The sequence below is a fragment of the Candidatus Leptofilum sp. genome, assembly GCF_965223285.1.
Taxonomy (GTDB): domain Bacteria; phylum Chloroflexota; class Anaerolineae; order Promineifilales; family Promineifilaceae; genus Leptofilum.
Window position 1 is genome coordinate 4,990,951 of record NZ_OZ244997.1, and the last position, 25,077, is coordinate 5,016,027.

The following is a 25,077-nucleotide window of genomic DNA, read 5'->3' on the forward strand; positions in this document are numbered from 1 at the left end:
TCTGATAGGATTAACGTATGGAATTTCCCTTTTTATCAATCATTACGCTGTCTCCAATAGCGGCTGCTATCATTATCCTCATGCTGCCCAAAGAGCGCGGGGAAAATGCGCGCATGTTGGCGCTGGCAGCCATGATTATCGGCCTGATTTTGTCAGCCTATGTCTACTTTTTCTACAATGCGAATCTGCCAGCGGGGGGGACGCAGTGGGAAAATACGCTGCAATTTGTCGAAGAACACGCCTGGATTCCTAGCATTGGTATCAACTACTTTTTAGGCGTTGATGGCTTAAGTGCGACGCTGGTGTTCCTGACAGCCATTGTTGGCGTGGGCGGGACGCTCATTTCTTGGAGCATTGAGGATCGGCCACGCGAATTTTTTGCTTTCTTCATGCTGTTGGTAGCGGGTGTACAAGGCGTTTTTGTGGCGGTAGATGCCTTCTTGCTCTTCTTCTTCTACGAGCTGGCTGTGCTGCCCATGTATGTCATGATTGTCATCTGGGGCTGGAAGGAGCGGCGCGAATATGCGGCCATGAAGCTGACGCTTTATCTGCTCATTGGCAGTTTTGTTTCCTTTATCGCTTTCCTGGTGTTGTACTTCCAACTGCCGGAACCCACATTTGACCTGCGGGTTTGGGCTGAGGCTGATTTTGCCACCAATTTGCAAATCATCTGGTTCTTGCCGTTGTTTTTGGGGTTTGCGGTATTGGCGGGTACTTTCCCCTTCCACAACTGGTCTCCAGATGGGCACGTGGCTGCGCCAACGGCCGTATCCATGATTCATGCCGGTGTCTTGATGAAGTTGGGTGCCTACGCTTCCATGCGCGTCGGTATCCAGATTTTGCCCGAAGGCACCGTGTACTGGATGCCCTTCATTATCTTGCTCACCCTCATTAACGTGCTGTACGGTTCCCTTATCGCCATGCGCCAGCGGGATATGAAGTACCTCATTGGTTACTCAAGCGTCAGCCACATGGGTTTAGTGGCGATGGGTTTTGCCGCCATGAACATGAATGGCTTCATCGGTGCAGGTGTGCAGATGGTGAGCCACGGCATAATGACTGCACTCTTCTTTTCTGTGGTAGGTATGGTGTATGACCGTGCCCACACCCGCAACATGGATGATCTCAGCGGGATGGCCAAAGTGCTGCCTTGGGGTGCAGTTGCCTTTATCATTGGCGGTTTGGTCTCCATGGGTATGCCGGGCCTTTCTGGCTTTGTGGCCGAATTCCCCATCTTCCTAGGGGTTTGGGAAGGCAATGGTTTGGGCCTTACGGGCACGGCCTTTGCGCTGAATCCGGCCAATTACTATCGCTGGATTGCCATTCTATCTGCACCCGCCATTGTGATTACGGCCGCATACGTCCTGCGTGCGGTTAGCAAGGTATTCTTTGGTGAGTACGATGCAGAAAAATGGCACGACATGCGCCCCAGCCTGTCAATTGACAAGTTGACGATGGCAGGGTTCGTGGTCATTTTGATTGTCATTGGCGTCTACCCTCAAATCATCGTACCGATGGTGGAGTCTGGGGTACAGCCAGTGGTGGCGCGTTTGCAAGAAGCACAACAAGCATTCACAATTTTGGACACAGTACAGGTTGGTGCTCATAACCTATGGGATGGGGCACACAATCTGATGCAATGGTTGGGAGGTGCATAAGTGAGCATAGAACCAACACTTTCCTGGTACTTGGCACTTGCCCCAGAAATTGGCCTGGCTATCTTGCTTGTGGCTGTTCAAGTTTACAGTCGTGTTTTGTCATCTGATAGACAACGTAACGTTGGCCTCATGACAGCCTGGGGTGCTTTGGTTCTCTTGTTAGGCACACTTGGGCTGTGGTTCTTTGCCGGAGAGCCGAATACACAAGCAAGCCTGGGCGAGTCGCTCATTTGGGGCGGTATGATCCGGCATGACTTGATAACGATGGTATTCAGGGTGATTTTCTTATCCGCCTTGATTACCACTAGCCTCATTTCTTTGGATGTAAAGCGATTACAGACCATTGAGTATTACGCCTTGCTCATTATGGCGACGATGGGCTTTAGCCTCATGGGGGCTTCTGCTGATCTCATCATGCTGTATATTGGCCTGGAAATGGCCAGTATTTCGTCTTACGTATTGGCTGGCTTTGCCAAGACAGAAGATCGCTCGCCTGAAGCTGGCATGAAGTATTTTGTCTACGGTGCTTTCGCAACCGGGTTGATGCTGTATGGCATGAGTCTGGTTTACGGTCTCACTGGCCAGACAAATCTATATCTCATTGGTGATATGGTTGTTCGGATTCCCACCGCTGAACTTGCTGAAAGTCAGGGCAATTTGCAAATGGTAGCTGATATTCAAAATATCAACGCCGTTTTGTTGATTGCGGCAGCAATGATTATTGTGGGGTTTGGTTTTAAGATTTCGGCCGTTCCATTCCACTTTTGGACGCCAGATGTTTATGAGGGTAGCCCAACGCCGTTTACAGCATTTGTGTCCACCGCCTCCAAAGCAGCGGGATTTGCTGTGTTTATGCGCGTATTTACCTCCGGCATGTTGAACTTTATCCCAAGTGCAACAGGGCAGCCAGGGCAGGGGACGGCGTGGTGGCCCATGTTGGTTTCCATGTGCATCATCACCATGACGATAGGTAACTTTGCGGCCATTTACCAGCGCAACATCAAGCGTCTTTTGGCTTACTCTAGTGTGGCGCAAGCGGGTTACGCCATGATCGGCTTGGTAACGTTAACGCCTGATGGCTCCGGCGCAACGATGTTCTATTTGCTGATGTACGTGTTTACCAACGTGGCTGCCTTTGGCGTGATTATCATTATCAGTAATGTGTCCAACTCGGAACAGATGGAAGATTTGTATGGCCTAAACAAGCGGTCACCATATCTAGCTTTGGTGATGCTGTTTGCGCTGCTGTCGTTGGGAGGCATTCCGCCAACGGCTGGGTTCTTGGGCAAGTTTTTCATTTTCAAAGCGGCCGTCGATGCAGGTTACTGGTGGCTGGCCATGATAGGCATTTTGAACGCTTTTGTGGCACTTTATTACTATCTGAACGTGATCAAATATATGTACTTGTACGATTCTGATCAGCAGGATGTGGCAATCCCGGTTTCCAGAGGTGCATGGGTCGGGTTGGGTGTGTCAACGGCCGCTATTATTTACTTAGGTGTGTATGCCGGGCCAGCGTTTGAATTGACCCGTGAAGCGGCCGTTTCGTTCTTTTCGCTTGTTGGGTTTGGTGGGTAACCAAACCAGAGAAAACGGAGCAATTTTGCGTTGCTCCAATGTTTGATTGTGATATAATGCGCAAGCTCGCGCATATTAATAAAAGTAAATTGTGTCTGAAAATTCGCAGTTAAACCAAACGGCCGTAATGGTTAATATGGCCAGCCAAATTGGTTGCATGATGTCTGCTGCGGCTGTCATAGTGATTGGTTTGGCTTTTGGTGCGGGCTACCTCCTGGATCGTCTCTTTGATACCGGAAATATCCTCACCATTGTTTTTTTGGTTGGCAGCTTTCCAGTGACGCTTTTTGCCATGATACAAATTGGCCTGCGTATGCAAATGCGTATGCAGCGACAGCTAGATGCTGCTAAGAAAGCCCAGACACAAGAAGAACAACTCGCACAAGAGGAAGAAAAACAAACATGAAAAAACGATATATTATTCTCTTGTTTGTTATTGGCATGATCGTCCTTTCTGCTGTGCCATTTTTGAGCCCGGTACGGCCGTTTATTCAGCTGCCGGGTGAAATATGGCCAGGGACAAAAGATTGGCCGTTTATCGGTACAGTTTTGGGCGGCATGACCAATACATTTGCTTCGGCTTTGTTCGCTTGGATCATCGTTATCATACTCGCACTTGTGTTACGAGCAGGTTCGCGAACGGCCGATGAAGTTCCCACTGGTTTTTATAACTTCTTCGAGATGCTCATCGAAGGTGCTTATAACTTTGCTGAGAATATTGCTGGCCCCAAGGTAAAAGATTTCTTCCCCTGGTTTATGTCTTTCATCTTGATCATTCTGATTACCAACTGGATGGGTTTGATTCCAGGCTGGGATAGCGTTGGTTTTTGGGAGCACAAGCCCCACTTTTTTGCTGAGCAAGAAATCAAAGTAATCGAGGACGGATTAGCTGAGGCAGAAGCTGATGGTGAAGTCGAAGATTATCTTGCAGGTTTAGAAGCGCGCTTTGGTTTCGAGATGCACCTGGAAGACGGGCACTTGAGTCATGAGACAGAAGAAGAAATTCTGCATGAGCTTGAACACGAATTTGATGAGGAAAACAAAGGAGATTTGCGCGTTGGCAGCTTACTCATTCGCAAAAGTAACGCCACAGATGATGCGGAACTAGAAGAGGACAACAAAGGCCGCCCTGTAGGGTACAGCAAAGAGGCGGCTGACTGGACGATTGTCCCCATCTTCCGCCCTGGTGCCACTGATTTGAACTATACACTTGCCTTCGCCCTCATCGCGATGGTTATGGTGCAGTATTACGGCTTCAAGTATTTGGGTGCGCGCGACTATCTGGCAAAGTTCTTCCCCTTCATAGGGAAAGGTTTTGGGGCACAGGTAGCCAAGAATCCTATTAAAGCGATTGATCCCGTGGTTGGCTTTCTTGAGCTAATCAGTGAAATTTCCAAGATTATCTCATTTGCCTTCCGTCTTTTGGGTAACTTGTTTGCCGGTATGGTGCTTCTCTTCGTCATGGCGTTCCTGTTGCCAATAGCCAACATGGCATTCTTTGGCTTGGAATTCTTTGTGGGGTTGATTCAAGCGGCCGTCTTTGGCTTGCTCATGCTCATCTTCATGGTTAGTGCAACTGAGAGCCACGGTCATGGTGACGACGATCATCATTAATATATAAAACTCAGGCTGCGGCATTGTCCGCAGCTTAATTTTAATTTTGTCTTGTAAACAATAAAGATTTTGGAATCATCCATATCTTTGCCAAACAGAAAAGAAGAAAATTTCCTGGAGGATATAACATTATGGATCAAGCAGCTGCTATAGAATTGGTAACTGGTCTTAAAGCAATTGGTGCAGGCCTGGCTATGTTTGGTGCTATTGGTGCCGGTGCCGGTATCGGTATCTTGGTAAGTGGTGCTGTGCAAGGTATTGCTCGGAACCCTGACGCAGGTGGTAACATTCAGACAAACATGATTCTGGGTATTGCCTTTGCTGAGGCGGTTGCCATTTACGCACTGGTTGTGGCTTTGATTATTCTGTTCGTACTCTAAAACGAATAAATAGAGCGGCCTAGAGTCGAAGGAAGGATAAACAAATGGAAGCATTAGGCATTAATTTAGGGTACCTCTTGATGCAAATCTTTGGTATCGGTTCACTGATACTGTTGCTGACTGGTTTGGTTTACAAACCGTTGTTGCGGGTACTTGATGAACGTAAAGCAAAAATTGCCAAGGGGCTGGAAGATGCCCGTCAGGCTGCCATTGCCCGTGATAACGCTGATGCCGACGTCAAGAAAATTCTGGATGAGGCACGCGCCGAAGCAAATAAGGTGCGTCAGGACGCAACGGTACAGGCGGAAAATCAGGCCAACGGCATTTTGGCACAGGCTCGCGAAGAAGCTAAGGGTATCAAGGAAGCTGCGGCGGCGGATGCCGAAGCAGAGCGTGATCAAATTTTGGCTGACTTGCGTGGTCAGGTTGCTTCAATTGCGATTGCTGCCGCCAACAAGCTGGTAGGCGAATCGCTCGATGAGAGTCGCCAACGTGCTATCATTGCCGACTTCTTTGCCAAAGTTCCGGCAGATGCCGCAAAACTGTCTGGTTCGGCTGGTGAGGTTACCAGTGCGTTACCGCTGACAGAATCGGAACAGGCTGAAGTGAAGAAAGCCTTGGGCTTGGATTCAGTTTCGTTCAAGGTAAATCCTAGCATTTTGGGCGGATTGGTTGTGCGTGTAGGGGACAAGGTTGTTGATAGCAGTGTGGCTTCCCGCATGGGTGCCATGCGCGATTCTTTGCAATAATCACCCTCGTTAAAATGTGAGAAGAATTAAGTGTAGAGAGATTCTCTGTAACTGAAACTGGCTGTTTTGAAACGGCCGTAACTTAATAAGCCGAAAAAAAGCCAGGGACTCCCCTGGCTTTTTTCTTGAAATGTTAGCCAGTTTTGATGGGCATGTATTGCATCAATTTGGATGCCAGATTAGACAGCGGCAAGCTCTGCAACCAAATGCGCCCTGGCCCGGTAAGCGTGGCCAAGAATAGCCCTTCACCGCCAAAGAGCATATTTTTAACACCTTTTACCCGCTGAATGTCGTAGTTGACGGATAGCTCATACATGGCGATGTGGCCTGGATCGACCTGCATGGTTTCTCCTGCTTGTAATGAATATTCACGCACTTCGCCCGCAATTTCTACCCAGGCAATGCCGGGGCCGGTGAGCTTCTGCAAAATGAACCCTTCGCCACCAAATAAACCACTGCCTAATTTGCGTCGGAAGTGCATTTCCAGCGAAACAGAATCTTCGGCGACCATGAAGGCATCTTTTTGGCAGATACGGCTTTCGCCGCTGCCCAGCACAACGGGCAAAATTGAGCCGGGGGCTTCAGGCGTGAACGTAATCATGCTTTCATCCCCTTTGGCGGTGTAGGTTGTTAAAAAGAGCGATTCACCGGACAAGCTGCGGGCCAACCCTTTGAGTAAGCCACCACGTGTGTTGGTGTTCATCTCTACGTTGCCTTTCATCCAGGCCATGCCGCCGGACTCTGTGAAGATGGATTCACCGCTTTTTAGAAAAATATCTAGTGTTTGCAGGGTTGTTCCATTAATTTCATAACGCATCAAAGCTCTCCTTACTTGGTTATGTCGATTGACGATTGATGCACAAAATTATAGCAAAAATAGAAAGGGAGTTGCGGTTTCGATGATTAAGCATGATATTTCACAATTTTTGCCCGTTCCAGATGAATTTACGTTGCCCAATTACGCCGATGGTTCGATTGCCAATGTGCCTGCGACGATAGCTAAAATGCTGGGCGTGCAATTGACGGGGCTTTCGGCATTGCCAGAAGTGATGTGGCGACCGCTAGGTGGTGTGAAGCGGGTGGTTTTGCTGACGCTAGATGGCTTTGGCTGGAACTTATTTCAGGCGCGGCAAGATTTGGTAACGGCCGTTTCTCAACGCGCCACCATCACCAACCAACTCACTTCCATTTTTCCCTCGACTACTGTGGCGGCGTTGAGCAGTCTGTGGACTGGTTCGGCTCCGGCACAGCACGGATTGGTAGGGCTCAAGCTGTTCTTCCCAGAATTTGCCGTGTCGGCGGGGATGCTGGATTTTTCGCCGCTTTTTTACAAGGCGAAGGATGCTTTAGTAGATGCGGGGCTTGATCCAGAAACCTTTTTGCAGCATCCAGGCGTAGGTGAGCAGCTTGGCAAAGTTGGTATTCCAACCTATGCGTTTAAGGGCAAAGAGATTGCCAACTCGGTGTTGAGCCAGATGCACGGGCGTGGCGTGACAGAATCGTTTGGGATGGTGAGCTTTGCTGATATGCTGGTGCAAATGCGTGAGTTGCTGCACAAACGGGCTGGCGAACCGCTTTTCATCAATGCGTACTGGCCTAGCATTGATACCATTAGTCATTATCATACCTGGCAGGGAACGCCCGTTGCTGCCGAACTCCGCGCTATCATTTACCAGCTCCAGACAGAATTTTTTGATGCGTTGACCGACGCGGCGCGGCAAGATACTGCTTTCTTCATCGTGGCCGATCACGGGCAAGAGCTAACGCCGCTTTCCCACCAAATCTTCCTGTCGGATCACCCCCAGCTTGAGCAAATGCTGTTTATGCGACCGACCGGGGAGCCGCGCGTACTGTATCTGTACACCAAACATGGTTGCCGCGAGGCGACGATGGATTACATCAACACCAAGTTAGGTCACGCGATGACGGCCGTTCCCGCCCAAGCTGCACTGCAAGCGGGACTGTTGGGGCCGGAACCATTTGCGGCCAATGTTGCCGATCGCTTGGGAGATGTGATTGTGATTATGCGCGGCGGGTACACGCTGTTTAGTGAGGTCGAGCGCGAGTGGGCGCATAAAATGATTGGGCGACACGGTGGCCTCACCCACGCCGAAATGCAGGTTCCCTGGCTAGGCTTCCGGCTCGATGGCTGGTAAGGTACGCCCGATTCTTGACAGGTGAAGGCAGTTTAGATAGCATCCGCGCAGGAGATTTTATGGACACAAAGACGGTACCGCCGATAAAAGAGCGCAAAACGTTGACCGACTTCATGCGGGCCAACACCAAATTTATTATTGATCCCATCGTGGAACATCTGGCGCGGTACCGCTTCTCACCCGATGCGCTCACCGTAGTTGGCATGTTATCCCACTTTTTATTTGCCTGGCTCATCGCCACAGGCCAAATGACTTGGGCAGCCATTGCTATGTTTTTCATTGCGCCGCTGGATGCTTTTGATGGTGCCTTGGCCCGAAAACTGGGGCGCAAGCAAGGGGGCTTTGGTGCCTTTCTGGATTCCACGCTGGATCGATTGGCCGAAATCATCTTGTTTGGCGGTTTCATCCTGTTTTACATGAACTCAGAAAATGCGCTGATGTTGGGGGTCACCTATCTGGCCATTACTGGCTCGATCATGGTGAGCTACGCTCGCGCTCGCGCAGAGGCATTGGGTTACGAATGCAAAGTGGGCATTGCCAGCCGCGTCGAGCGGTATTTTGTCATGATCACTCTCCTATTCTTTAACTTGCCTGATATAGCCATGATTATTTTGGCGATTGCCACCTACATTACCCTGGGCCAGCGCATGTTCACCGTTTGGCGGCAGGAATATGGCACGCCAGACGATTCACCTTTGAGCAATGAGTGAAGCCAGGGGAGCCACACCTAAATTATTGCGTCGTCCCAAAATTGAGCTTTATTGGATTATTATCGTCGCTTGGGCGATAGGCTTGGCTGGGCTATTCATAGCTCACTTGTGGACGAGCCAAATGCCAGCGGCGGAAGCCTTTTTTGTTCTGGGATTGCCGGTTTATTGGTACGGCATCATCATCGTTGCGGGGATTGGTCTGGGCGCGTACGTCATTTCCCGGCTAGCCTGGGAACGCTGGCGAGCCACTTTTTTGGTCACCATCCCGCCAGATTACCTTGAATTGCCGGTAACGGCCGTTTCCCTCCCCACCTCCCTCCAAGCCAAACTACAAAAACAGGGTGTGCCAACCGTCGGCGATTTGCTGCTGCTGTGGGGCACCGACCCGCGCAGCCTGCGCCTAAAAGACGACGAGCGGGAAGCAGTGCAAACCGGGCTGGCAGCATTGCCCAACTTCGATTCCAATTGGCTAAAAGATGCCCCCTGGCGTATCTGGAACCCGGAGTATGTTTGGAACGGCATCTTCATTTGCCTCATTTTGGGGCTGGTTGGGGCGCGACTGTACCATGTGTTTACCCCATCCCCCAGCATGGCCGCCTTTGGCATTGAATCCCCTGCCGACTACTTCCGTAACCCGCAGCTGCTGTTTAACTTGCGTAATGGCGGGCTGGGCATTTACGGTGGCTTGGCGGGTGGGGCGTTGGGGCTGCTCTACTTTACGTGGCGCAACCGGCTGCCCCTGCTACCCTGGGCAGACATGGCCGCCGTGGGCGTGGCACTGGGGCAGGCGTTTGGCCGTTGGGGCAACTTTATGAATCAGGAACTGTACGGCCGTCCCATCAACCTCCCCTGGGCCATTACCATCGATCCCGTCAACCGACTGCCCGCTTTTGCCGATTTCAGCACCTTCCACCCTGCCTTCCTGTACGAATCGCTGTGGAACTTTCTCGCCTTTGGCTTGCTCATCTGGCTGTGGCGGCGGCGGGAGAAGTTATTGGCAGGGGAGATGACGGCCGTTTACCTCATCATGTATGCAATCGGCCGTACGCTGCTGGAAACGGTGCGCCTGGACAGCCGCGTTGTCTCCCTCGGCGGCGTAGAGCTGCCCCTCGCCTGGGCCACGCTTGTTTCCATCTTAGTCGCGCTTAGCATGGTAGTGGCCATTGTGGTGCGGCGAAGAATATTGCGCCGTTCCCAATCATTTTAAAACCTCGTCCAACAAAATTTTTTGCCTTAGCGTTTTTGCGTGAAATTTAATAATGTCTTGTTCGCAGCTCGGTATGGTGCATTATGCAACATCCTTACTTATAATTTGACCACTGGTAACCAGGTAAAAAGGATAAACGCAATGCCTACACTACACGTAAGGAATGTTCCCGAAATACTTTATGAGCGCATCCGGCAGCGGGCACAGTCCAAGAATCGTTCACTCAGCGCAGAAGTCATTATGTTGCTGGATTTTGCTCTGGAGGAAAGCGACGATCAACAAGCAGAAATATTAGAAAATATTCGCCGCCGTCGTTTTTTTAAGCCAGCCGCCGTGGGCGCACCAGATAGCACCACGCTATTACGAGAAGGCAGGAGCCGTTAATGGGCCACTCTGTTGTTGATGCCAGCGTTGGTATCAAGCTGTTTGTGGATGAAACAGGTTCTGCCGCTGCCCACCAACTATTCTCTGAACTGGTAGCCGATCCGCCCTTAATCCGCAAGTTGGCGGGTAGCGGCATTGAGACTTTGGCACTCTAATTTTCTCTCCTGCAAAATCACAGTAAATCATTTATACTTTCTCTAATCAGCCAAACAGGAGAAAAATATGGCTCAGTCGCCCCCAGAAAATCAAGATTTTCTCAGCAAAACCGTCGAAAGCGTCAAAGATATGGAGCCACCCATACGGTTTATTATTGTATTCTTTGCACTTTTGGTTTTTGTTTTCGTAAGCAATGCTCTTATACCTGACGAATTTGTTCTGCTTGTTTACCTGCTGCCTTTTGTGGGTTTGCTGGTCTACTTGATTTGGGAATTTCAGCAGTGGAAAGTCCGCGAAAGCGAACGGCGCGATGCTCATCTGGAAAACAAGGATGTACGCGATCACGAGTTGGAGAAAGCCAAACTCGAATACGAGTATAAAGATCGCCAGGATAAACGCGACTACGACCTGGAAAAAAGAAAAATAGCGCAAGAAAGCCAACAATCACCTCCCGACCCAGCTAAAAAAAAAGAGACGGTAGCCGATAGCCGCTTTGCCTATCTCGACTGGCTGAAGCGTGAAGTGAGCCAACTGTCGCTCCAAGGCGTAGACCCCGACGCCACGGAAGATGAAGCCGAAGGCACCCTCAACCTGGACCAAATTTACACGGCTTTGTTGACTGCCGAACCGGAAAGCCCGGAAAAAGAGATGTCGCCAGAACGGTTGGGTCGTCCCGAAAAGCGTATTTCTGCTGTGGCCCAATTAAACCAGCATTCCCGCTTAGTGCTGCTGGGCGACCCTGGCAGCGGCAAAAGCACCTTTATCAACTTTGTAGCGATGTGCCTAACGTATGAAGCCCTCGACGCCAAAGACAAAGGGCTTCAACTACTGACCGCTCCCTTGCCCGACGATGAGGGCAATGACCAAGAGGAACGGCAACCGTGGGGGCACGGCACGCTGATACCTTTGCGAATCATTTTGCGTGACTTTGCCGCCCGTGGCTTGCCCGACGCAAACAAACACGCTACCGTAGACCATTTGTGGCGCTTTGTGGAGGCAGAGTTGGCGCAGGATGAACTTAGCCACTGTCTGACCTTTTTAAAAGCGCAGTTTGAAGCGGGCAAGGCCATTCTGCTGCTCGACGGGTTGGATGAAGTGCCAGAGGCTGATAAGCGACGCCAACAGCTAAAAGAGGTAGTAGATGCGTTTGCCCTTAAATATCCAGATTGCCGCATCGTTGTTACCAGCCGCACCTATGCTTACCAAAAACAGGCATGGGAGCTCCAACAGTTTAGGGCGACCGTGTTGCAGCCCTTTTCGGTGGGGCAAATTCGTCGCTTTGTGGATGGCTGGTATGCCTATACGGCAGGGCGGCGCAACCATCCTGAGGGGTGGGCAGCCAATCGCGCGCAAACGCTAAAAGATGCCATTTTGAGCCAGAAAAATCTGTATGAGCTGGCCGTGCGCCCTCTTTTGCTAACCCTCATGGCTAGCTTGCACGCCTGGCGGCGGGGTGAACTGCCCAGCGACCGCCAGGAACTGTATGAAGATTCGGTAGATTTGCTGCTGAATCGCTGGGAACGGCGACAGCGGGTGTGGGATGGCGAAAAGGAAACCGAGATGCAGCCCAGCCTTGTGGAATGGCTCAAAACAGATCGCACCAAAGTACGCGATGTGCTTAACAAACTGGCGTATGAAGCCCACGTGGAGCAGGGGGACAGAGAACAAACTGCCGATATTCCCCAAAAGAAGCTGCTAGATGAGCTAGGTGCGCTCTCCAACAATCCCAACTTTAACCCGCGTCAGCTAGAGAAATATTTGCGCGACCGAGCCGGGTTGATTGCTGCGCGAGGGGATGCCGTTTACACGTTCCCTCACCGCACTTTTCAGGAATATTTGGCTGCTTGCCACTTTATTTACAACGTGAACTCTGGTTATCCTGACTCTGTGCCGCAGATGGCGCGAATGGCACCGAACACCTGGCGTGAGGTGCTGCTGCTGGCAGCGGCAATGGAGGGGGCTAACCGCGTTTGGAATTTGGTGGATGCACTGAGCAATTACACCGATGACCTGAATGATGAAGCTGACCTGTGGGGGCGTCAGCTAGCGGGGCAGATGCTGCACGAGACGATAGACCCACAAGCCACGCTCAATTTGCGCAACCAAAGGCTGCGCCAGCGAGTGCAAACGGGCTTGGAACGCTTTATGGCGAGCCCCCACATGCCCGCCACAGAACGGGCCATTGCGGGGGCATCGTTAGCCTTTTTGGGCGAAACGCGGCTAGATGTGGCTTGCGTTGTGCCGGAGATGGTGGAAGTGCCTGCTGGACCTTTTTTGATGGGTAGCGATAAACAAAAAGATAGTGATGCCTTTGATAGAGAAATGCCACAAGATGAGGTGGCATTGTCAACTTACAAAATTGGTAAGTATCCAGTAACCAATGCCCAATTTGCCCATTTTGTGGCTGATGGCGGGTACGAAAATGAAAGTTACTGGACAAAAGCTGGTTGGGCAGAAAAAGAAAAGCAAGGTTGGCAGGAGCCACGCTATCGCGAGGATGCGCGGTTGAACCAGGCCAACCAACCGGTGGTGGGCGTAAGCTGGTATGAGTCGGTGGCGTACTGCAACTGGCTAAAGGCTACCACCGAGCGGGATTTCAGGTTACCCAGCGAGGCAATGTGGGCAAAAGCGGCGCGAGGCACGCAAGGGCTTATTTACCCCTGGGGTGACGAATGGCAGCCAGAAAATCTGAACTGGAGTGGTTCCAATATTAACTGGCCGTCGGCGGTGGGCATTTTTCCGGCTGGCAAATCCCCGTATGGGGCGTTTGATATGTGTGGCAACGTTTTGGAATGGTGCAGTACGGTATATGAAGAGTATCCTTTTAAGGAACGGCCGTATTTAGCCGAGATTGAAGCTGAGGGCCGTCGTTGCTTGCGCGGGGGCGCGTTCGACCTCAATCGGAGGGTACAGCCGCGCCGCGTTCCGGTACTACGTCGATTCCCGGCCTCAGGGGCGACCTCGTCGGCTTTCGGGTTGCCGAACATCTCTCCATTTCTGGCTCCTGAGTTCTGGGTTCTGTTTTCTGTCTTTTTCTGTTTTCTAAAAATCCTTCCCAAAAATCTTTTCTCGGTTAAGATTGGACCCCAATAAAATTCTCTGCGCCCATGGGCGCAGAGATCGCCAAAAATTTTGTAGGGCAATTTTGCAAAATTGCTCTACGATCAGGAATTTGCGTGAAAACTTTCAAAAATCTTTACCCGCAAATCACCAGCTTTGCCAATTTGGACGATGCCTGGCGCAAAGCCCGCAAAGGCAAGCGGCAAAAACCCGCCGTATCTGCCTTTGAATTCAACGCTGAAAGCGAACTGTTTCAACTTCAGCGGGAGCTACAAGACAAAACATACCGCCCTGGCCCCTACCGCAGCTTCTTCATTCAAGACAGCAAAAAGCGCAAGATCAGCGCCGCTCCGTTTCGGGATCGCGTGGTGCATCATGCGCTGTGCAACGTCCTGGAACCGCGCTACGAACCCAAATTCATCTTCGACAGCTACGCCAACCGCGTTGGCAAAGGCACGCACCGCGCTCTGGATCGGGCGCAGTCGTTTGTGCGCCGCTATCCGTATGTTCTGAAATGTGACATCGAAACCTTTTTTCCAGCCATCGACCACGCCATCTTGCGCCAAATATTGTTTCGTCACATCGCTTGTACCGACACCCGCTGGCTCATCGACCAGATTATTACCGGGGGTGAAGGCATTTTGGCAGACCAATACCGCCAGCGCTACTTTCCTGGCGACGATCTGTTTGCCGCAACCCGCCCACGCGGCTTGCCAATTGGCAACCAAACCTCCCAATTTTGGGCCAACGTCTATCTAAACCCAATGGATCATTTCATTAAACGCGACCTAAAGTGCCAGGCTTTCGTGCGCTACGTAGATGACTTTTTACTTTTCCATGATGACAAGGCAGTTTTGCACCATTGGCGCGCCGCCATTGAGGATTATTTAGCCACACTGCGACTCACAATCCATCCCGAAAAAAGCGTGGTCTTTCCGGTGAGCAACGGACTGCCATTTTTAGGCTTCCAGCTTTTTGCCACCCAGCGGCTGCTGCTGCGGCGCAACGTGCGTTCCTTTTTGCGCCGCTTCCGCCAGCAGCGGCGGGCCATTCGGCGTGGCGAGCTAACGTTTACCGACATCAAGCCATCGCTCATCAGTTGGAATGCCCACGCCGCCCACGGCAATACCTGGCGGCTGCGCGCCAAGCTATTTTGGCAACGTCCGATACCGACTCATGAGTGAATCCCCGGTTTTTGCCAAACTGTATGATCTGCTGCGCTGGCTGCTGCCCACCACCACAAAATATTCACGAGAATATCGTTTTAGCCTGGCATTACCCACTCAAGAAAACGCTTTTTTGCTGCAAAAACATTTAGTATCTGCTGCAAAGCTAGCCAGCAATCGTGACAAAATAAACCATTTAAGTCAGGCGGACATTGAATTAACATTGTTACGCTACAAAATTCGCCTTGCGCGTGATTTGGAACTACTCAAGCCGGGCAGTTATGAACATGCCAGCCGCCTCATTGATGAAATTGGTCGTTTGCTGGGTGGCTGGAAGAAAAAACAAGGCATTGGCGGCAGGTGAAGATTGCTTGCTGAAATGTAGCGTGCGGGTTGGGTAACCAGCCTGGGGACAGCTTGCGCGGGGGCGCGTTCAACAACAATCAGAGGAACAGCCGCGCCGCGTACCGGAACAACAACAATCCCGACAACAGGAACAACAACGTCGGATTTCGGGTTGCCGAACCTCTCTCTTTTGGGTGCCGGAAATGCTTTGTTTGGTGGCAAGCAAGGCCGAGGTTTGAGAGATGTACCCGCACGCTGCCGGTTTTGCCCCAAACCGGTGCAGCTCCTGGAGCTGATTAAGTTTCTGGCTCTGCTCTCTGGTAGCGAGCAGTTGCGAACGTTAGCAGAGCCACCAAACTTTTGCCAACTTGTCGCTGAAAATGCAAAGTAGGCGGAGCGGCGGGACGCCGTCCGCAGCCAGATGGCGGGAACCGTCTGTACCCCAAAGTGGAGCCGTCAGATTTATTGCCTAAACTGTCGATGAAAAAGTAGCGAATCAGGTATCTTTTCCCAGTGAAAGTGGGACGTTTTGATTTACAATCTCATACGTCGCGCAGATTTCAAAAGTCTTGAGGATGATCTTGGCATTTGCAGATATTTACGGGACTTTTGAAATCTTTTCCAGATAATGTCACAATTCTTTTGGTGGTGGGGTTTACTGTTGTGTGAGGGGCAAACATTGGTGAGTAAACATGATTGAAGCAAACAAGTTAGGCAAGGTTTTTGAAGAATTTACGGCCGTTCACAATCTCAGCTTAAACGTGCCAGCGGGGCAGCTGCTGGCGCTGCTGGGGCCAAACGGGGCGGGTAAGACCACCACCGTGCGCATGTTGGGGGCGATTTTGCGTCCGACCAGCGGCTCGGCGCAAATCAACGGCTACGATGTGGTGCAGCAAGCAGACAAGGTGCGGCACGACATTGGGATGCTCACGGAGCAGCCAGGATTGTACCTACGCATGAGCGGGTTGGAATATTTGCTGTTTTACGGCCGTCTCTACGGCCTCAGCGACGCAGAAATTAAAAAGCGCGGGTTGGCCATGTTTGAGCGATTCGACATGGCCGGGCAGGCCGATCGGCGGCTGGGGCAATATTCCAAAGGGATGCGGCAAAAGGTGGGGTTGATTCGGGCCATGCTGCACAACCCGTCCGTTTTGCTGCTGGATGAACCCACCTCGGCGATGGACCCGCACAGTGCCAAGCTGGTGCGCGACGCTATCCGCGAGCTGCGTGAGGATAAGCGCACCGTCATTTTGTGTACCCACAATCTGGCCGAAGCAGAAATGCTGGCAGACAGCATCGCCATCATCAAAAAAGGAACAATTGTGGCCCAGGGGAGCACGGCCGTTCTCAAACAGCAACTGCTTGGCCAACCCCAGTTAGAAGTGCGTGTGGACCGCCATTTGAATGGTGAAATTGGCGAGATTGGACAGCTTGTCACCGTAGAAGCCGTGCTGGGTGACACTATTCGCTATCGTACCGAAAACCCCGACGCGACTAACCCAGAATTGGTCCGCTGCCTGGGCGGGCTGGGCTTGGGCGTTATCTCATTGCAGCCCATCTCCCAAAGTTTGGAGCAAGTTTACCTGCGCGTTGTTGCTGATAAAGAAGAATCCGCAGATTTCGCAGATTAGCGCAGATTTTTCTTTGCATTTTCTGCTGCGGTGAATAATCCTTGAAGGAGTACTTCCCAAAATGATTGCTATTTCTCGACCAACTTACCCCAGTAAGCATGATTTGCGCATGGCGACGGTGGTGGCTCGCCGCGAAATTCGGGACTCTTTCCGTGATTGGCGCATCATCATTCCCATCTTTTTGCTCACGCTCATCTTCCCTGCGTTGATGAACTTTACCGCCTCCCGCCTGCTTAACTTTGTGGCTGATTTTGGCGCAGAGGTGATTGCCAACCAGCTTATTCCCTTCTTGCTGCTGGTAGTGGGCTTCTTCCCCATGTCGTTTTCGCTCATCATTGCCCTGGAGACGTTTGTGGGCGAGAAGGAGCGCAAGAGCATGGAGCCGCTGCTCTCGACGCCGTTGAGCAACGCCCAGCTTTATGCGGGCAAGATGGTGGCCGCGCTGGTGCCGCCGCTTTCGGCCAGCTATTTGGGGATGGCAGTGTACATGATTGGGCTGACCATCACGGTGGATTGGCAGCCTGAGTTTCAGCTTGTGCTGCAAACGATTTTGCTGACGACGGTGCAGGGGATGATCATGGTGGCGGGGGCGGTGGTTGTCTCGAGCCAGGCGACGAGCGTGCGCGCTGCCAACCTGTTGGCTAGCTTCATCATCGTGCCCATGGCGATTTTGATTCAGGCGGAGGCAGCGGCTTTGTTTTGGGGCAACCACGATGGCCTTTGGTGGCTGCTGCTGGCGTTGACGATTACGGCCGTTGTGCTCATGCGCATGGGGTTGTCGCTGTTTAACCGGGAGGAGCTGCTGGGTCGGGATATCGACCAGATTCGCCTGGGCTGGATGGTACGCCAATTTTGGGGATATTTTTCTGGCAAGACTCAGTTGGGAAACGGCCGTTACCCCAACCCCCTCGTTTGGTTTAAGCAAACTTGGGCCATCGTTCCCAGCTTGCTTAAACCGATGGGTGCTTTGCTGCTGGCGTTGGGTGGGGCAGCGATCATTGGCATCTTCATGGCCCAGCAATTTCCCTTCCCGGACGATTTGAAATCGCAGCTAAATGGCCAAAACATGCTCACCAATTTGGCTGGCCTAGAAGTATACCTCTCTGCCTTGCCGCTATTCATCGTGAGCCAAAATGTGCGGGCACTGCTGCTGCAAACCATCTTGGGGATTTTTACGCTGGGCGTGCTGGGCGTGCTCATTTTTATGCTGCCCTGGGGTATTATCAGCTTTATTGCCATGCAGTTTTACATGGCTGGGGAAAACCCGCTCCAATTTTTGCTGGGCACGATTGTGCCCCACGCCATTTTTGAGTTACCAGTGCTGCTGCTCATTAGCGCATCAGCCCTGCGTTGGCAAACGGTGACGTTTGCCCCGCTGCGTAATCGCTCCCTTAGCGAAATGTTCATCATTCGCGGGGCTGAATTTTGGCGCATCTTGCTGGGGCTGGGCATTCCGCTGCTGCTGCTGGCGGCGTTGGTTGAGGCCTACGTCACGCCGCAAGTGCTGCGGCTAGTGTATGGTGGTTAGCCTCTGTTTTAGCAATCCTAATTTTTTGATGAGCGTAAATCTTGTTTAATGGGTACAATTTTGTACCCATTTTTTGTTCAGCAGCATCAATATATTTAAGGAGGCAGGATTGTGAAGGGAAATTCAGAACAGTACGGCCGTATCGCCCAAATTTTTCATTGGCTCAGTATGTTGCTCATTGTGGGATTAGCTGTCTTTGGTACTATCATGACCGACGTCACCGACGCTGCCCAGCAAACCCAAATGTACCAAATGCACGTCACCATCGGTCTGGTGGTGCTGGTGCTAACCGTCGCCCGTGTTGTCTGGATTTTTGTGGATACGCGCCCAGACACGCCACCAGGTTTGGAAGGGACGCAAAAGACCATGTTTACCTGGAATCATAATCTGCTCTATGTGGTCATCTTGATTATGGTTTCTAGCGGGGTGGGGATGCTGCTATTGAGTGAATTAGGGCTTTCGCCAGCAAACGTCACCCCAGCAGGAATTCAGGATGTACCGCCCCGTGCGGTTCACAATATTGTTTCCAAGGTGTTTATGCTTCTCTTTTTCTTGCATCTGGCTGGTGTCATTATGTATCAGGTGCGCGAGGGGGATACATTTGGTCGAATGGGTATTCCCTGGTTTAAACGATCATCATAATCTTTGTTTTGCATGATGCAGACCTGCCCAGGCTCGCATCAAATTGGGTTGATCAAAGCCATAAGCCGGTAAAAATATGAGCAGCTAGGTGTTGTGAGGCATCAATTTTGCCTGCTACGCTCGGTTGCTCGTCTTTAGTAAATACCTGCTGTGACGTGTTTTACTCACCAAATTTTCGCCTAATCCCCATAATACTTCGCTTTTTTGAGGCATTTTGCCGCCATTAGTCAACTTTTGTCAAAGCCAGTTGGCAAAAACTGACAACAATTCCTCGTACATTTTGGATACTCTTGCTTATATAATTCAGCCATTCGGAAGAAGGAAACCATATCCACCAACGAAAAGGTAACAGAAAATTATTCAATCCATGATTTCGCTGACGACTCGCCAACGAGATTTGCTTCACTATCTGCTAACGGCGGAAACGGCCGTTGTTACGGCAGATGTAGGTCGCCATGTTGGGTTAACACCCCGGCAGGTTTCCTATAGCCTGAAGCCAATCAAACTGTGGTTGGTAGAGCACAATGCGGACCTAGACATGATTCCCGGCGTTGGTTTACAGGTGGCTTGTACTGACCATGACCGCGAAAGTTTACTGTCTGAGCTTGCCTCTGAGGACAATATTCGGCTACAGCTAACGCCGGGGCAGCGACAGCAACTGCTGGTTTTGTACCTGCTAACAGCTTCTGAACCTTTAATTTTGTACCAGCTTCAACAAGAAAGTGGTGTATCACGCACGACTTTATTAAAAGATTTAGATTTGATTGAAGCCTGGGTAGAAACGTTTGACTTGACGCTAGAACGCCGTCCCAACTTTGGCTTTATGCTCGACGGGACGGAACACCAGATACGGCAGGCAATCGCTGCCATTCTTTGGGGGGACACAAATTTTAGTGACCCACTTATGCAGGTGTCTCACGCCACTGGATTAATGTATCAGCTCGCCAAAGATGCAAACTTGATGCCGTTGGCCACTCACGCTAAGCAGATGGTTGAGCAGTGGGAGACCCGGCAGGCCATGACGCTGGTTGGGTTTGCAGAAACTGAACTGAACGGCCGTTTCACCGACAATGCAGCTCTTTACCTGGCATTGACCATTGCCATTCAAAAACAGCGCATCTTAAATGGGCAAATTGCCCAAACGATTCATCCAGCCTTTACAAAGCAAGCCTACCAATCAGTTTGGCAGGTTGCCAGCGAAATGTTGCAACAGCAAGAGCTTGACCTGCCCGAAAATGAATGGGATTGCGAAGTTGCTTATTTAGCCATGCACTTACTTTCTGGGTCGCGCAGCGGCAGTTGGTCAACCGATTTGCAAGTAGAAGAGTCGTTTGAAGATTTGCTGAATAGCCTGATGCGTAGCATTGCTCAAGCGTACCGTGTGCCTGCCATGCAGTTCGACAATGCCCTGCGTGAAGGATTAGCCGCCCACTTAATCCCCGCATTTATGCGTCAGCGGTTTGAGCTGTGGGCACCACCCATAAACTATACTAAAGATCTCCCTGAGCGATACAGTTTTGAAGCCACTATTGCCAACACGCTCGCTGAAGAGATGAGCACCGAAATGGGGCTTAATTTGCCTCCCGACGAGGTAAATAATCTGGTGTTACTGCTACGAGCGGCTTTTATTCGGGAACGGCCGCACCGCCTCAATCGCGTCATTGTCGTGTGTCCCAGCGGCATGGCCACCGCCCAGCTCTTGGTAGCCAGGCTTAAGGCACGATTCCCGCGACTAGGGCAAATTGATGTTTTGTCACTTCGGGAATTAAGCGCACAGGAGATGCAATCGGCTCAGCTAATCATCACAACGGTGCCGCTGCCCAACGAATATTTAGATCAATCTTCTGTAATACAAGTTCACCCGCTGCTTTCAGCCGAAGACATTGCCATTATTACCCAATGGCTGGCCTGAAAGCCACAGCGAAAAACGATAGCTAAAGATTATTAGAAACGGTTCATTCGTTTTTTAGCCGGATTCCACCTAGGAGCCCGGATGGTTTAAGCTGCCTGCCGCAAATGGAGTGGTAGCAAAACGTTACTCATCATATTTTATTCAAGGAGAGGTGAAATGAGAGAAAGAATTCAGCAGTTTGGTGGTTTTTTGGCCGGGATGATTATTCCCAATATTGGGGCATTTATTGCCTGGGGGTTGATTACTGCCCTCTTTATCCCCACGGGTTGGATTCCCAATGAGCAGTTTGGCGAGATGGTCGGCCCCATGATTCTGTATCTGTTGCCCGTGTTGATTGGTTACACCGGCGGTAAAATGATTCATGGCGTACGCGGAGGTGTTGTGGGCGCAACGGCTACCATGGGTGTGGTTGTTGGCGCAGACATCCCTATGTTTTTGGGCGGAATGATTATGGGTCCCCTTGGCGGTTGGGCCATGAAAAAGGTCGATGAAGTTTTAGAAGATCGCATTCCGGTTGGGTTTGAGATGTTGATCAATAACTTCTCAGCCGGTATTTTGGCTGTCATTCTGGCTCTAATCGGCAATGTTGTTGTTGGTCCAATTGTCTCAGCAATTAGTGATGCTGCTGGCTCGCTCGTAGATACGTTGGTGACTGCGCGTTTGCTGCCTCTAGCCGCGATTATCATTGAGCCTGCCAAAGTATTGTTCCTGAACAACGCATTGAATCATGGTGTGTTGGCTCCATTGGGTGTGGCCGCCGCCGAAGAAACGGGTCGAGCCATCCACTTTTTGCTGGAAACAAACCCCGGCCCCGGCCTGGGCTTGCTGGTAGCTTACTATGTAGCGGGCAAAGGGTTGCTGAAAGAATCTGCTCCTGGCGCGATGATTATTCACTTCCTGGGCGGTATTCATGAAATCTACTTCCCCTACGTTTTGGCACATCCAATCATGATCTTGTCGGTTATTTCTGGCGGTATTGCTGCTGATCTGTGGTTCACTATTACCAACGCTGGGCTTGTCGCGACGCCTTCACCGGGGTCCATCTTTGCCTATTTGGCAGTCATTCCCCGCGGTCAGCATTTTTCCGTCCTTGTGGGGGTGTTGATCGGGGCAATTGCGGCGGCGGCTGTGGGCATTCTCCTCTTGCGGATACGGCCTGTGCAGGAAACAGATGAAACGGAAGAGATGGAAGCAGATGCCGCAGGCGTTCCCGGTCTCGCCTAATTAATTTTTTAACAAACAACATGCTCTGAACGTTCGTGATGTGGCAGTTACCTTATGAAGTGGCTGTCACATCTATGTAAATCACAAAAAGAAATTTCAGGGTTCCCATTGAACAAAAAGAGGTTGATGATGGCAGGTTCGATTGATGCTGCAAATGTCCAGACGATTATTTTAGCGTGTGAAGCAGGCATGGGTTCTAGCCTGATGAGCGTAAACTCGCTCAAAAAGAAGCTCAAAAAAGCCAATGTATCTGGGGTTAAGGTAATACACAAACCCGCACGGGCTATTCCCGAAAGTGCCCAGGTGGTTGTCGTACACAAGGGCTTGGCGAACGTGGTGCGCAAGCGCGTGCCGGACGCGGTGGTTGTGACTTTCAGCCATTTTCTGAACGATCCTGCTTTTGATCGGTTGGTGAATGCGTTTGTAGAAAATAGCCAAATTGATGAAAGTTTGGGAGGCTAAGATGGCTATCTTGGAGAAAAACCGGATTAAGCTGCAAGCAACGGCCGTTGACAAACAGGATGCCATCCGGCAAGCGGGTGCTCTGTTGGTGGAGACTGGCTGTGTAGAAGCAGCCTATGTAGACGGTATGCTTGCCCGCGAGGCTACGATGTCTACCTACTTGGGGAATGGCGTCTCGATACCGCATGGACAGTATGAAAATCGTGGCCATGTAAAACAAACGGGTATTTCTGTGTTGCAGGTGCCAGCAGGGATTGTCTGGGACGAGGATGATGAAGACGAACTGGCTTATCTGGTTATTGGCATTGCCGCCCAAGGGGATGAGCACATGACCGTCCTGTCTAATTTGGCTGAGGCAATTGAAGACCCAGACATGGCGGAAGCGTTGGCGCGTACAGATGATGTTAATTTAATTCTGAAAGCACTCAACGGTGTACCAGACAGTGTGTAAACAGAAACGATAGCTTACAAAACAAAGGAAGCGAAGTTGTGAAACAGCTAAACTTTGTCATTGAAAACGCCACCGGGCTTCATGCTCGCCCAGCCAAGGTGTTTGTCAAGACGGCCAAGAAGTTCAAATCGAACATACGGATCACTCACGGCAGCAAAAACGTAAACGGGAAAAGCCTAATTGCTGTGCTGGGGTTGGGCGTGAAGCACGGCGGCAGTATCCAGGTGGAGCTGGATGGTGAAGATGAGGAAATGGCCGCTGAAGCATTGCAAACGGCCGTTTCTTCCGGACTCGGCGAGGGTGAGGCACACCAACCAGCAGCCAAGCCTGCACAAGAGAGTTCGGCACCAGCAAATGGCAGCGTGGTGCCAGCTATTTATGGGAATGGGCTGGCCGGGATCGGAGCCGCACCAGGGTTAGCCATTGGCCCTGTGTTTCAAATGAAACAGACGGCCGTAAGCGTCACGCAGGAATTTGCCGGTGTTGCCGCGGAGCAAAGACGGTTAGAGACGGCCCTAGCTCTGGGGCAAGAGCAGCTCTTTGAGTTGCAGCAAAAGGTAGCCAGGCGCGCGCCAGAAGAAGCCGCTATTTTCGATGTACATCGTGAACTGTTAACCGATGATGATTTGCTTGACGCAGTTCAGCAAAAAATTGCGGCCGAGAACAGTGCTGCCCAAGCCTGGCAGATGACCGTCGATGAGCGTGCTGCTGAGATGGCCGCTCTAGACAATCCGCTTTTGGCGGCACGCGCGGCTGACATTCGGGATGTAGGGAACCGGATTTTGCAACTGTTGGCTGGGGAAGATAGCAGCCAGGCTGTGGCCTGGCCCGATCATCCCGTGGTGGTTTTTGCCCACGATCTCACCCCGTCTGACACGGCAACGCTAGACCCGGAAAAGGTGTTGGGATTTGCAACGGCCGTTGGTGGCCCTACGGCCCATTCAGCCATCATTGCCAGAGCGTTGAATTTGCCTGCTGTGGTGAGTGCAGGGGATGGTTTGCTGGAGATTGCGGATGGAACGGCCGTTATCCTCAACGGTAGCACAGGCGTTATTGAGGTAGACCCAGACGCCGCCACCCAAGAGAAAGCAAAAAGCCAATTGGCGGCATCTAAACAACAGCAGCAAGCGGCCCGTGAACAAGCAAATGAACCAGCCATCACGCTGGATGATCATCGCATCGAAATTGCGGCCAACATTGGTGGCGTCGCAGACGCTAAAAAAGCCAACCAATCTGGCGCAGAAGGGGTTGGGCTGCTGCGAACAGAGTTCTTGTTCCTTGATCGCGCCACGCCCCCCTCAGAAGATGAGCAGTTTGAGGTGTATCGGCAAATCGCCGAGGTAATGGAAGGCAAGCCCGTCATTATTCGCACGCTGGATATTGGTGGCGATAAACCGTTGCCATACGTAGAAGTACCACCAGAAGACAATCCCTTCCTCGGTGAACGCGGGTTGCGCCTTTGCCTGAACCGGCCAGAGTTGCTGCGTGAGCAGATTCGCGCCATTTTACGCGCGGCCAGTTTTGGCTCGCTGCGCATCATGTTTCCCATGGTGGCCGACATGAGCGAATGGTTCGCTGCCAAAGCAATCGTCGATGAAATTCGGGCAGAGTTGAATGCGCCGCAGGTGCCTGTTGGCATCATGATTGAGATCCCCGCCGCAGCCTTGATGGCCGATCTCTTTGCCAAAGAAGTAGATTTCTTCTCCATTGGCACCAATGATTTAACGCAATACACGTTGGCAATGGATCGGATGCACCCGGTGTTGGCTGGCAAGTCTGACGGTTTGCATCCCGCCGTGCTGCGTCTGATTGATGCCACGGTACGAGGTGCCCATGCGGCTGGCAAATGGGTGGGGGTTTGTGGTGAGCTAGGGGCCGATCCCCAGGCTGCACCAATCTTGCTGGGGCTAGGCGTGGATGAACTGAGCGTCAGCGTGCCCTCCATCGCCTTGGTGAAAGCCAGCATTCGCAATTTAAGCTATGCAGAGGCCCAAAAGTTAGCAAAACGCTCGCTTGCTTGTAAAATCGCAGGAGAGGTGCGGAAATTAGTTTAGCGTCTTTGAG

General features: G+C 51.4%; 22 protein-coding genes and 1 pseudogene. 22 read left to right on the forward strand and 1 reads right to left on the reverse strand.

Going from position 1 to position 25,077, the window contains the following annotated elements; genetic code table 11:
- Positions 1–17 precede the first annotated feature (17 nt).
- The 6 genes from ACOQPU_RS22480 (at position 18) to atpF (ending at position 5,979) form a co-directional block, all read left to right on the forward strand.
- Positions 18–1,658 carry a complex I subunit 4 family protein gene (locus tag ACOQPU_RS22480; protein WP_420642076.1) on the forward strand — a complete coding sequence of 547 codons (1,641 nt, stop codon included), beginning with the start codon at positions 18–20 and terminating at the stop codon, positions 1,656–1,658.
- Entirely contained in the window at positions 1,659–3,236 is a 1,578-nt protein-coding gene (locus ACOQPU_RS22485) for an NADH-quinone oxidoreductase subunit N (protein ID WP_420642077.1), read from the forward strand.
- A 91-nt stretch (positions 3,237–3,327) separates the two neighbouring features.
- Positions 3,328–3,642: an AtpZ/AtpI family protein gene (locus ACOQPU_RS22490; RefSeq protein ID WP_420642078.1), complete on the forward strand. Its 315-nt coding sequence runs from the start codon at positions 3,328–3,330 to the stop codon at positions 3,640–3,642.
- Positions 3,639–4,850 (forward strand): F0F1 ATP synthase subunit A, encoded by a 1,212-nt coding sequence (locus ACOQPU_RS22495; protein WP_420642079.1) that lies wholly within the window; start codon positions 3,639–3,641, stop codon positions 4,848–4,850. Before ACOQPU_RS22490 ends, ACOQPU_RS22495 begins: the two co-directional genes overlap by 4 nt.
- A 131-nt stretch (positions 4,851–4,981) precedes the next feature.
- Positions 4,982–5,230, forward strand: a complete 249-nt coding sequence (gene atpE, locus ACOQPU_RS22500) for an ATP synthase F0 subunit C (protein WP_420642080.1) — start codon at positions 4,982–4,984, stop codon at positions 5,228–5,230.
- A 44-nt stretch (positions 5,231–5,274) separates the two neighbouring features.
- Positions 5,275–5,979, forward strand: a complete 705-nt coding sequence (gene atpF, locus ACOQPU_RS22505; protein WP_420642081.1) for a F0F1 ATP synthase subunit B — start codon at positions 5,275–5,277, stop codon at positions 5,977–5,979.
- A 133-nt stretch (positions 5,980–6,112) separates the two neighbouring features.
- Here atpF and ACOQPU_RS22510 read toward each other — a convergent pair whose 3' ends face one another.
- Positions 6,113–6,796 (reverse strand): TIGR00266 family protein, encoded by a 684-nt coding sequence (locus ACOQPU_RS22510; RefSeq protein ID WP_420642082.1) that lies wholly within the window; start codon positions 6,794–6,796, stop codon positions 6,113–6,115.
- Between the two features lie 82 nt (positions 6,797–6,878).
- Here ACOQPU_RS22510 and ACOQPU_RS22515 point away from each other — a divergent pair, with 82 nt between their 5' ends.
- The 16 genes and pseudogenes from ACOQPU_RS22515 to ptsP all read left to right on the forward strand — a co-directional run bounded on the left by ACOQPU_RS22515 (position 6,879) and on the right by ptsP (position 25,067).
- Positions 6,879–8,135, forward strand: a complete 1,257-nt coding sequence (locus ACOQPU_RS22515; protein ID WP_420642083.1) for an alkaline phosphatase family protein — start codon at positions 6,879–6,881, stop codon at positions 8,133–8,135.
- Positions 8,136–8,194: 59 nt separating this feature from the next.
- On the forward strand, positions 8,195–8,845 hold the full coding sequence (locus ACOQPU_RS22520) for a CDP-alcohol phosphatidyltransferase family protein (RefSeq protein ID WP_420642084.1): 651 nt from the start codon (positions 8,195–8,197) through the stop codon (positions 8,843–8,845).
- Entirely contained in the window at positions 8,838–10,052 is a 1,215-nt protein-coding gene (gene lgt / locus ACOQPU_RS22525) for a prolipoprotein diacylglyceryl transferase (protein ID WP_420642085.1), read from the forward strand. The genes ACOQPU_RS22520 and lgt overlap by 8 nt, the downstream gene beginning before the upstream one ends.
- A gap of 141 nt (positions 10,053–10,193) precedes the next feature.
- Positions 10,194–10,436, forward strand: coding sequence for a FitA-like ribbon-helix-helix domain-containing protein (locus ACOQPU_RS22530; RefSeq protein ID WP_420642086.1), 243 nt, complete (start codon positions 10,194–10,196; stop codon positions 10,434–10,436).
- On the forward strand, positions 10,436–10,591 hold the full coding sequence (locus tag ACOQPU_RS22535) for a hypothetical protein (protein WP_420642087.1): 156 nt from the start codon (positions 10,436–10,438) through the stop codon (positions 10,589–10,591). Before ACOQPU_RS22530 ends, ACOQPU_RS22535 begins: the two co-directional genes overlap by 1 nt.
- Before the next feature lie 67 nt (positions 10,592–10,658).
- A complete protein-coding gene (locus tag ACOQPU_RS22540; RefSeq protein ID WP_420642088.1) occupies positions 10,659–13,685 on the forward strand; it encodes an NACHT domain-containing protein in 3,027 nt (1,008 codons plus the stop codon).
- A gap of 83 nt (positions 13,686–13,768) precedes the next feature.
- Entirely contained in the window at positions 13,769–14,836 is a 1,068-nt protein-coding gene (locus ACOQPU_RS22545) for a reverse transcriptase domain-containing protein (protein ID WP_420642089.1), read from the forward strand.
- Positions 14,829–15,182, forward strand: coding sequence for a diversity-generating retroelement protein Avd (gene avd, locus ACOQPU_RS22550; protein ID WP_420642090.1), 354 nt, complete (start codon positions 14,829–14,831; stop codon positions 15,180–15,182). Before ACOQPU_RS22545 ends, avd begins: the two co-directional genes overlap by 8 nt.
- A 673-nt stretch (positions 15,183–15,855) precedes the next feature.
- A complete protein-coding gene (locus ACOQPU_RS22555; RefSeq protein ID WP_420642091.1) occupies positions 15,856–16,794 on the forward strand; it encodes an ABC transporter ATP-binding protein in 939 nt (312 codons plus the stop codon).
- Between the two features lie 61 nt (positions 16,795–16,855).
- Positions 16,856–18,322 (forward strand): stage II sporulation protein M, encoded by a 1,467-nt coding sequence (locus ACOQPU_RS22560; protein ID WP_420642092.1) that lies wholly within the window; start codon positions 16,856–16,858, stop codon positions 18,320–18,322.
- A 111-nt stretch (positions 18,323–18,433) separates the two neighbouring features.
- Positions 18,434–18,964, forward strand: a complete 531-nt coding sequence (locus ACOQPU_RS22565) for a cytochrome b (protein WP_420642093.1) — start codon at positions 18,434–18,436, stop codon at positions 18,962–18,964.
- Positions 18,965–19,331: 367 nt separating this feature from the next.
- The gene (locus ACOQPU_RS22570; protein WP_420642094.1) at positions 19,332–20,876 is read left to right on the forward strand and encodes a BglG family transcription antiterminator; all 1,545 of its coding nucleotides are present in this window, start codon (positions 19,332–19,334) and stop codon (positions 20,874–20,876) included.
- 156 nt (positions 20,877–21,032) lie between these two features.
- Positions 21,033–22,067 (forward strand): annotated as a pseudogene (gene mtlA, locus ACOQPU_RS22575) (mannitol-specific PTS transporter subunit IIC); the annotation flags it as partial.
- A gap of 159 nt (positions 22,068–22,226) precedes the next feature.
- Positions 22,227–22,562 carry a PTS lactose transporter subunit IIB gene (locus tag ACOQPU_RS22580; protein WP_420642095.1) on the forward strand — a complete coding sequence of 112 codons (336 nt, stop codon included), beginning with the start codon at positions 22,227–22,229 and terminating at the stop codon, positions 22,560–22,562.
- Between the two features lies 1 nt (position 22,563).
- Complete coding sequence (locus tag ACOQPU_RS22585) at positions 22,564–23,013, forward strand: PTS sugar transporter subunit IIA (RefSeq protein ID WP_420642096.1); 450 nt, start codon at positions 22,564–22,566, stop codon at positions 23,011–23,013.
- Between the two features lie 38 nt (positions 23,014–23,051).
- The gene (gene ptsP, locus ACOQPU_RS22590; protein WP_420642097.1) at positions 23,052–25,067 is read left to right on the forward strand and encodes a phosphoenolpyruvate--protein phosphotransferase; all 2,016 of its coding nucleotides are present in this window, start codon (positions 23,052–23,054) and stop codon (positions 25,065–25,067) included.
- Positions 25,068–25,077: the final 10 nt, after the last annotated feature.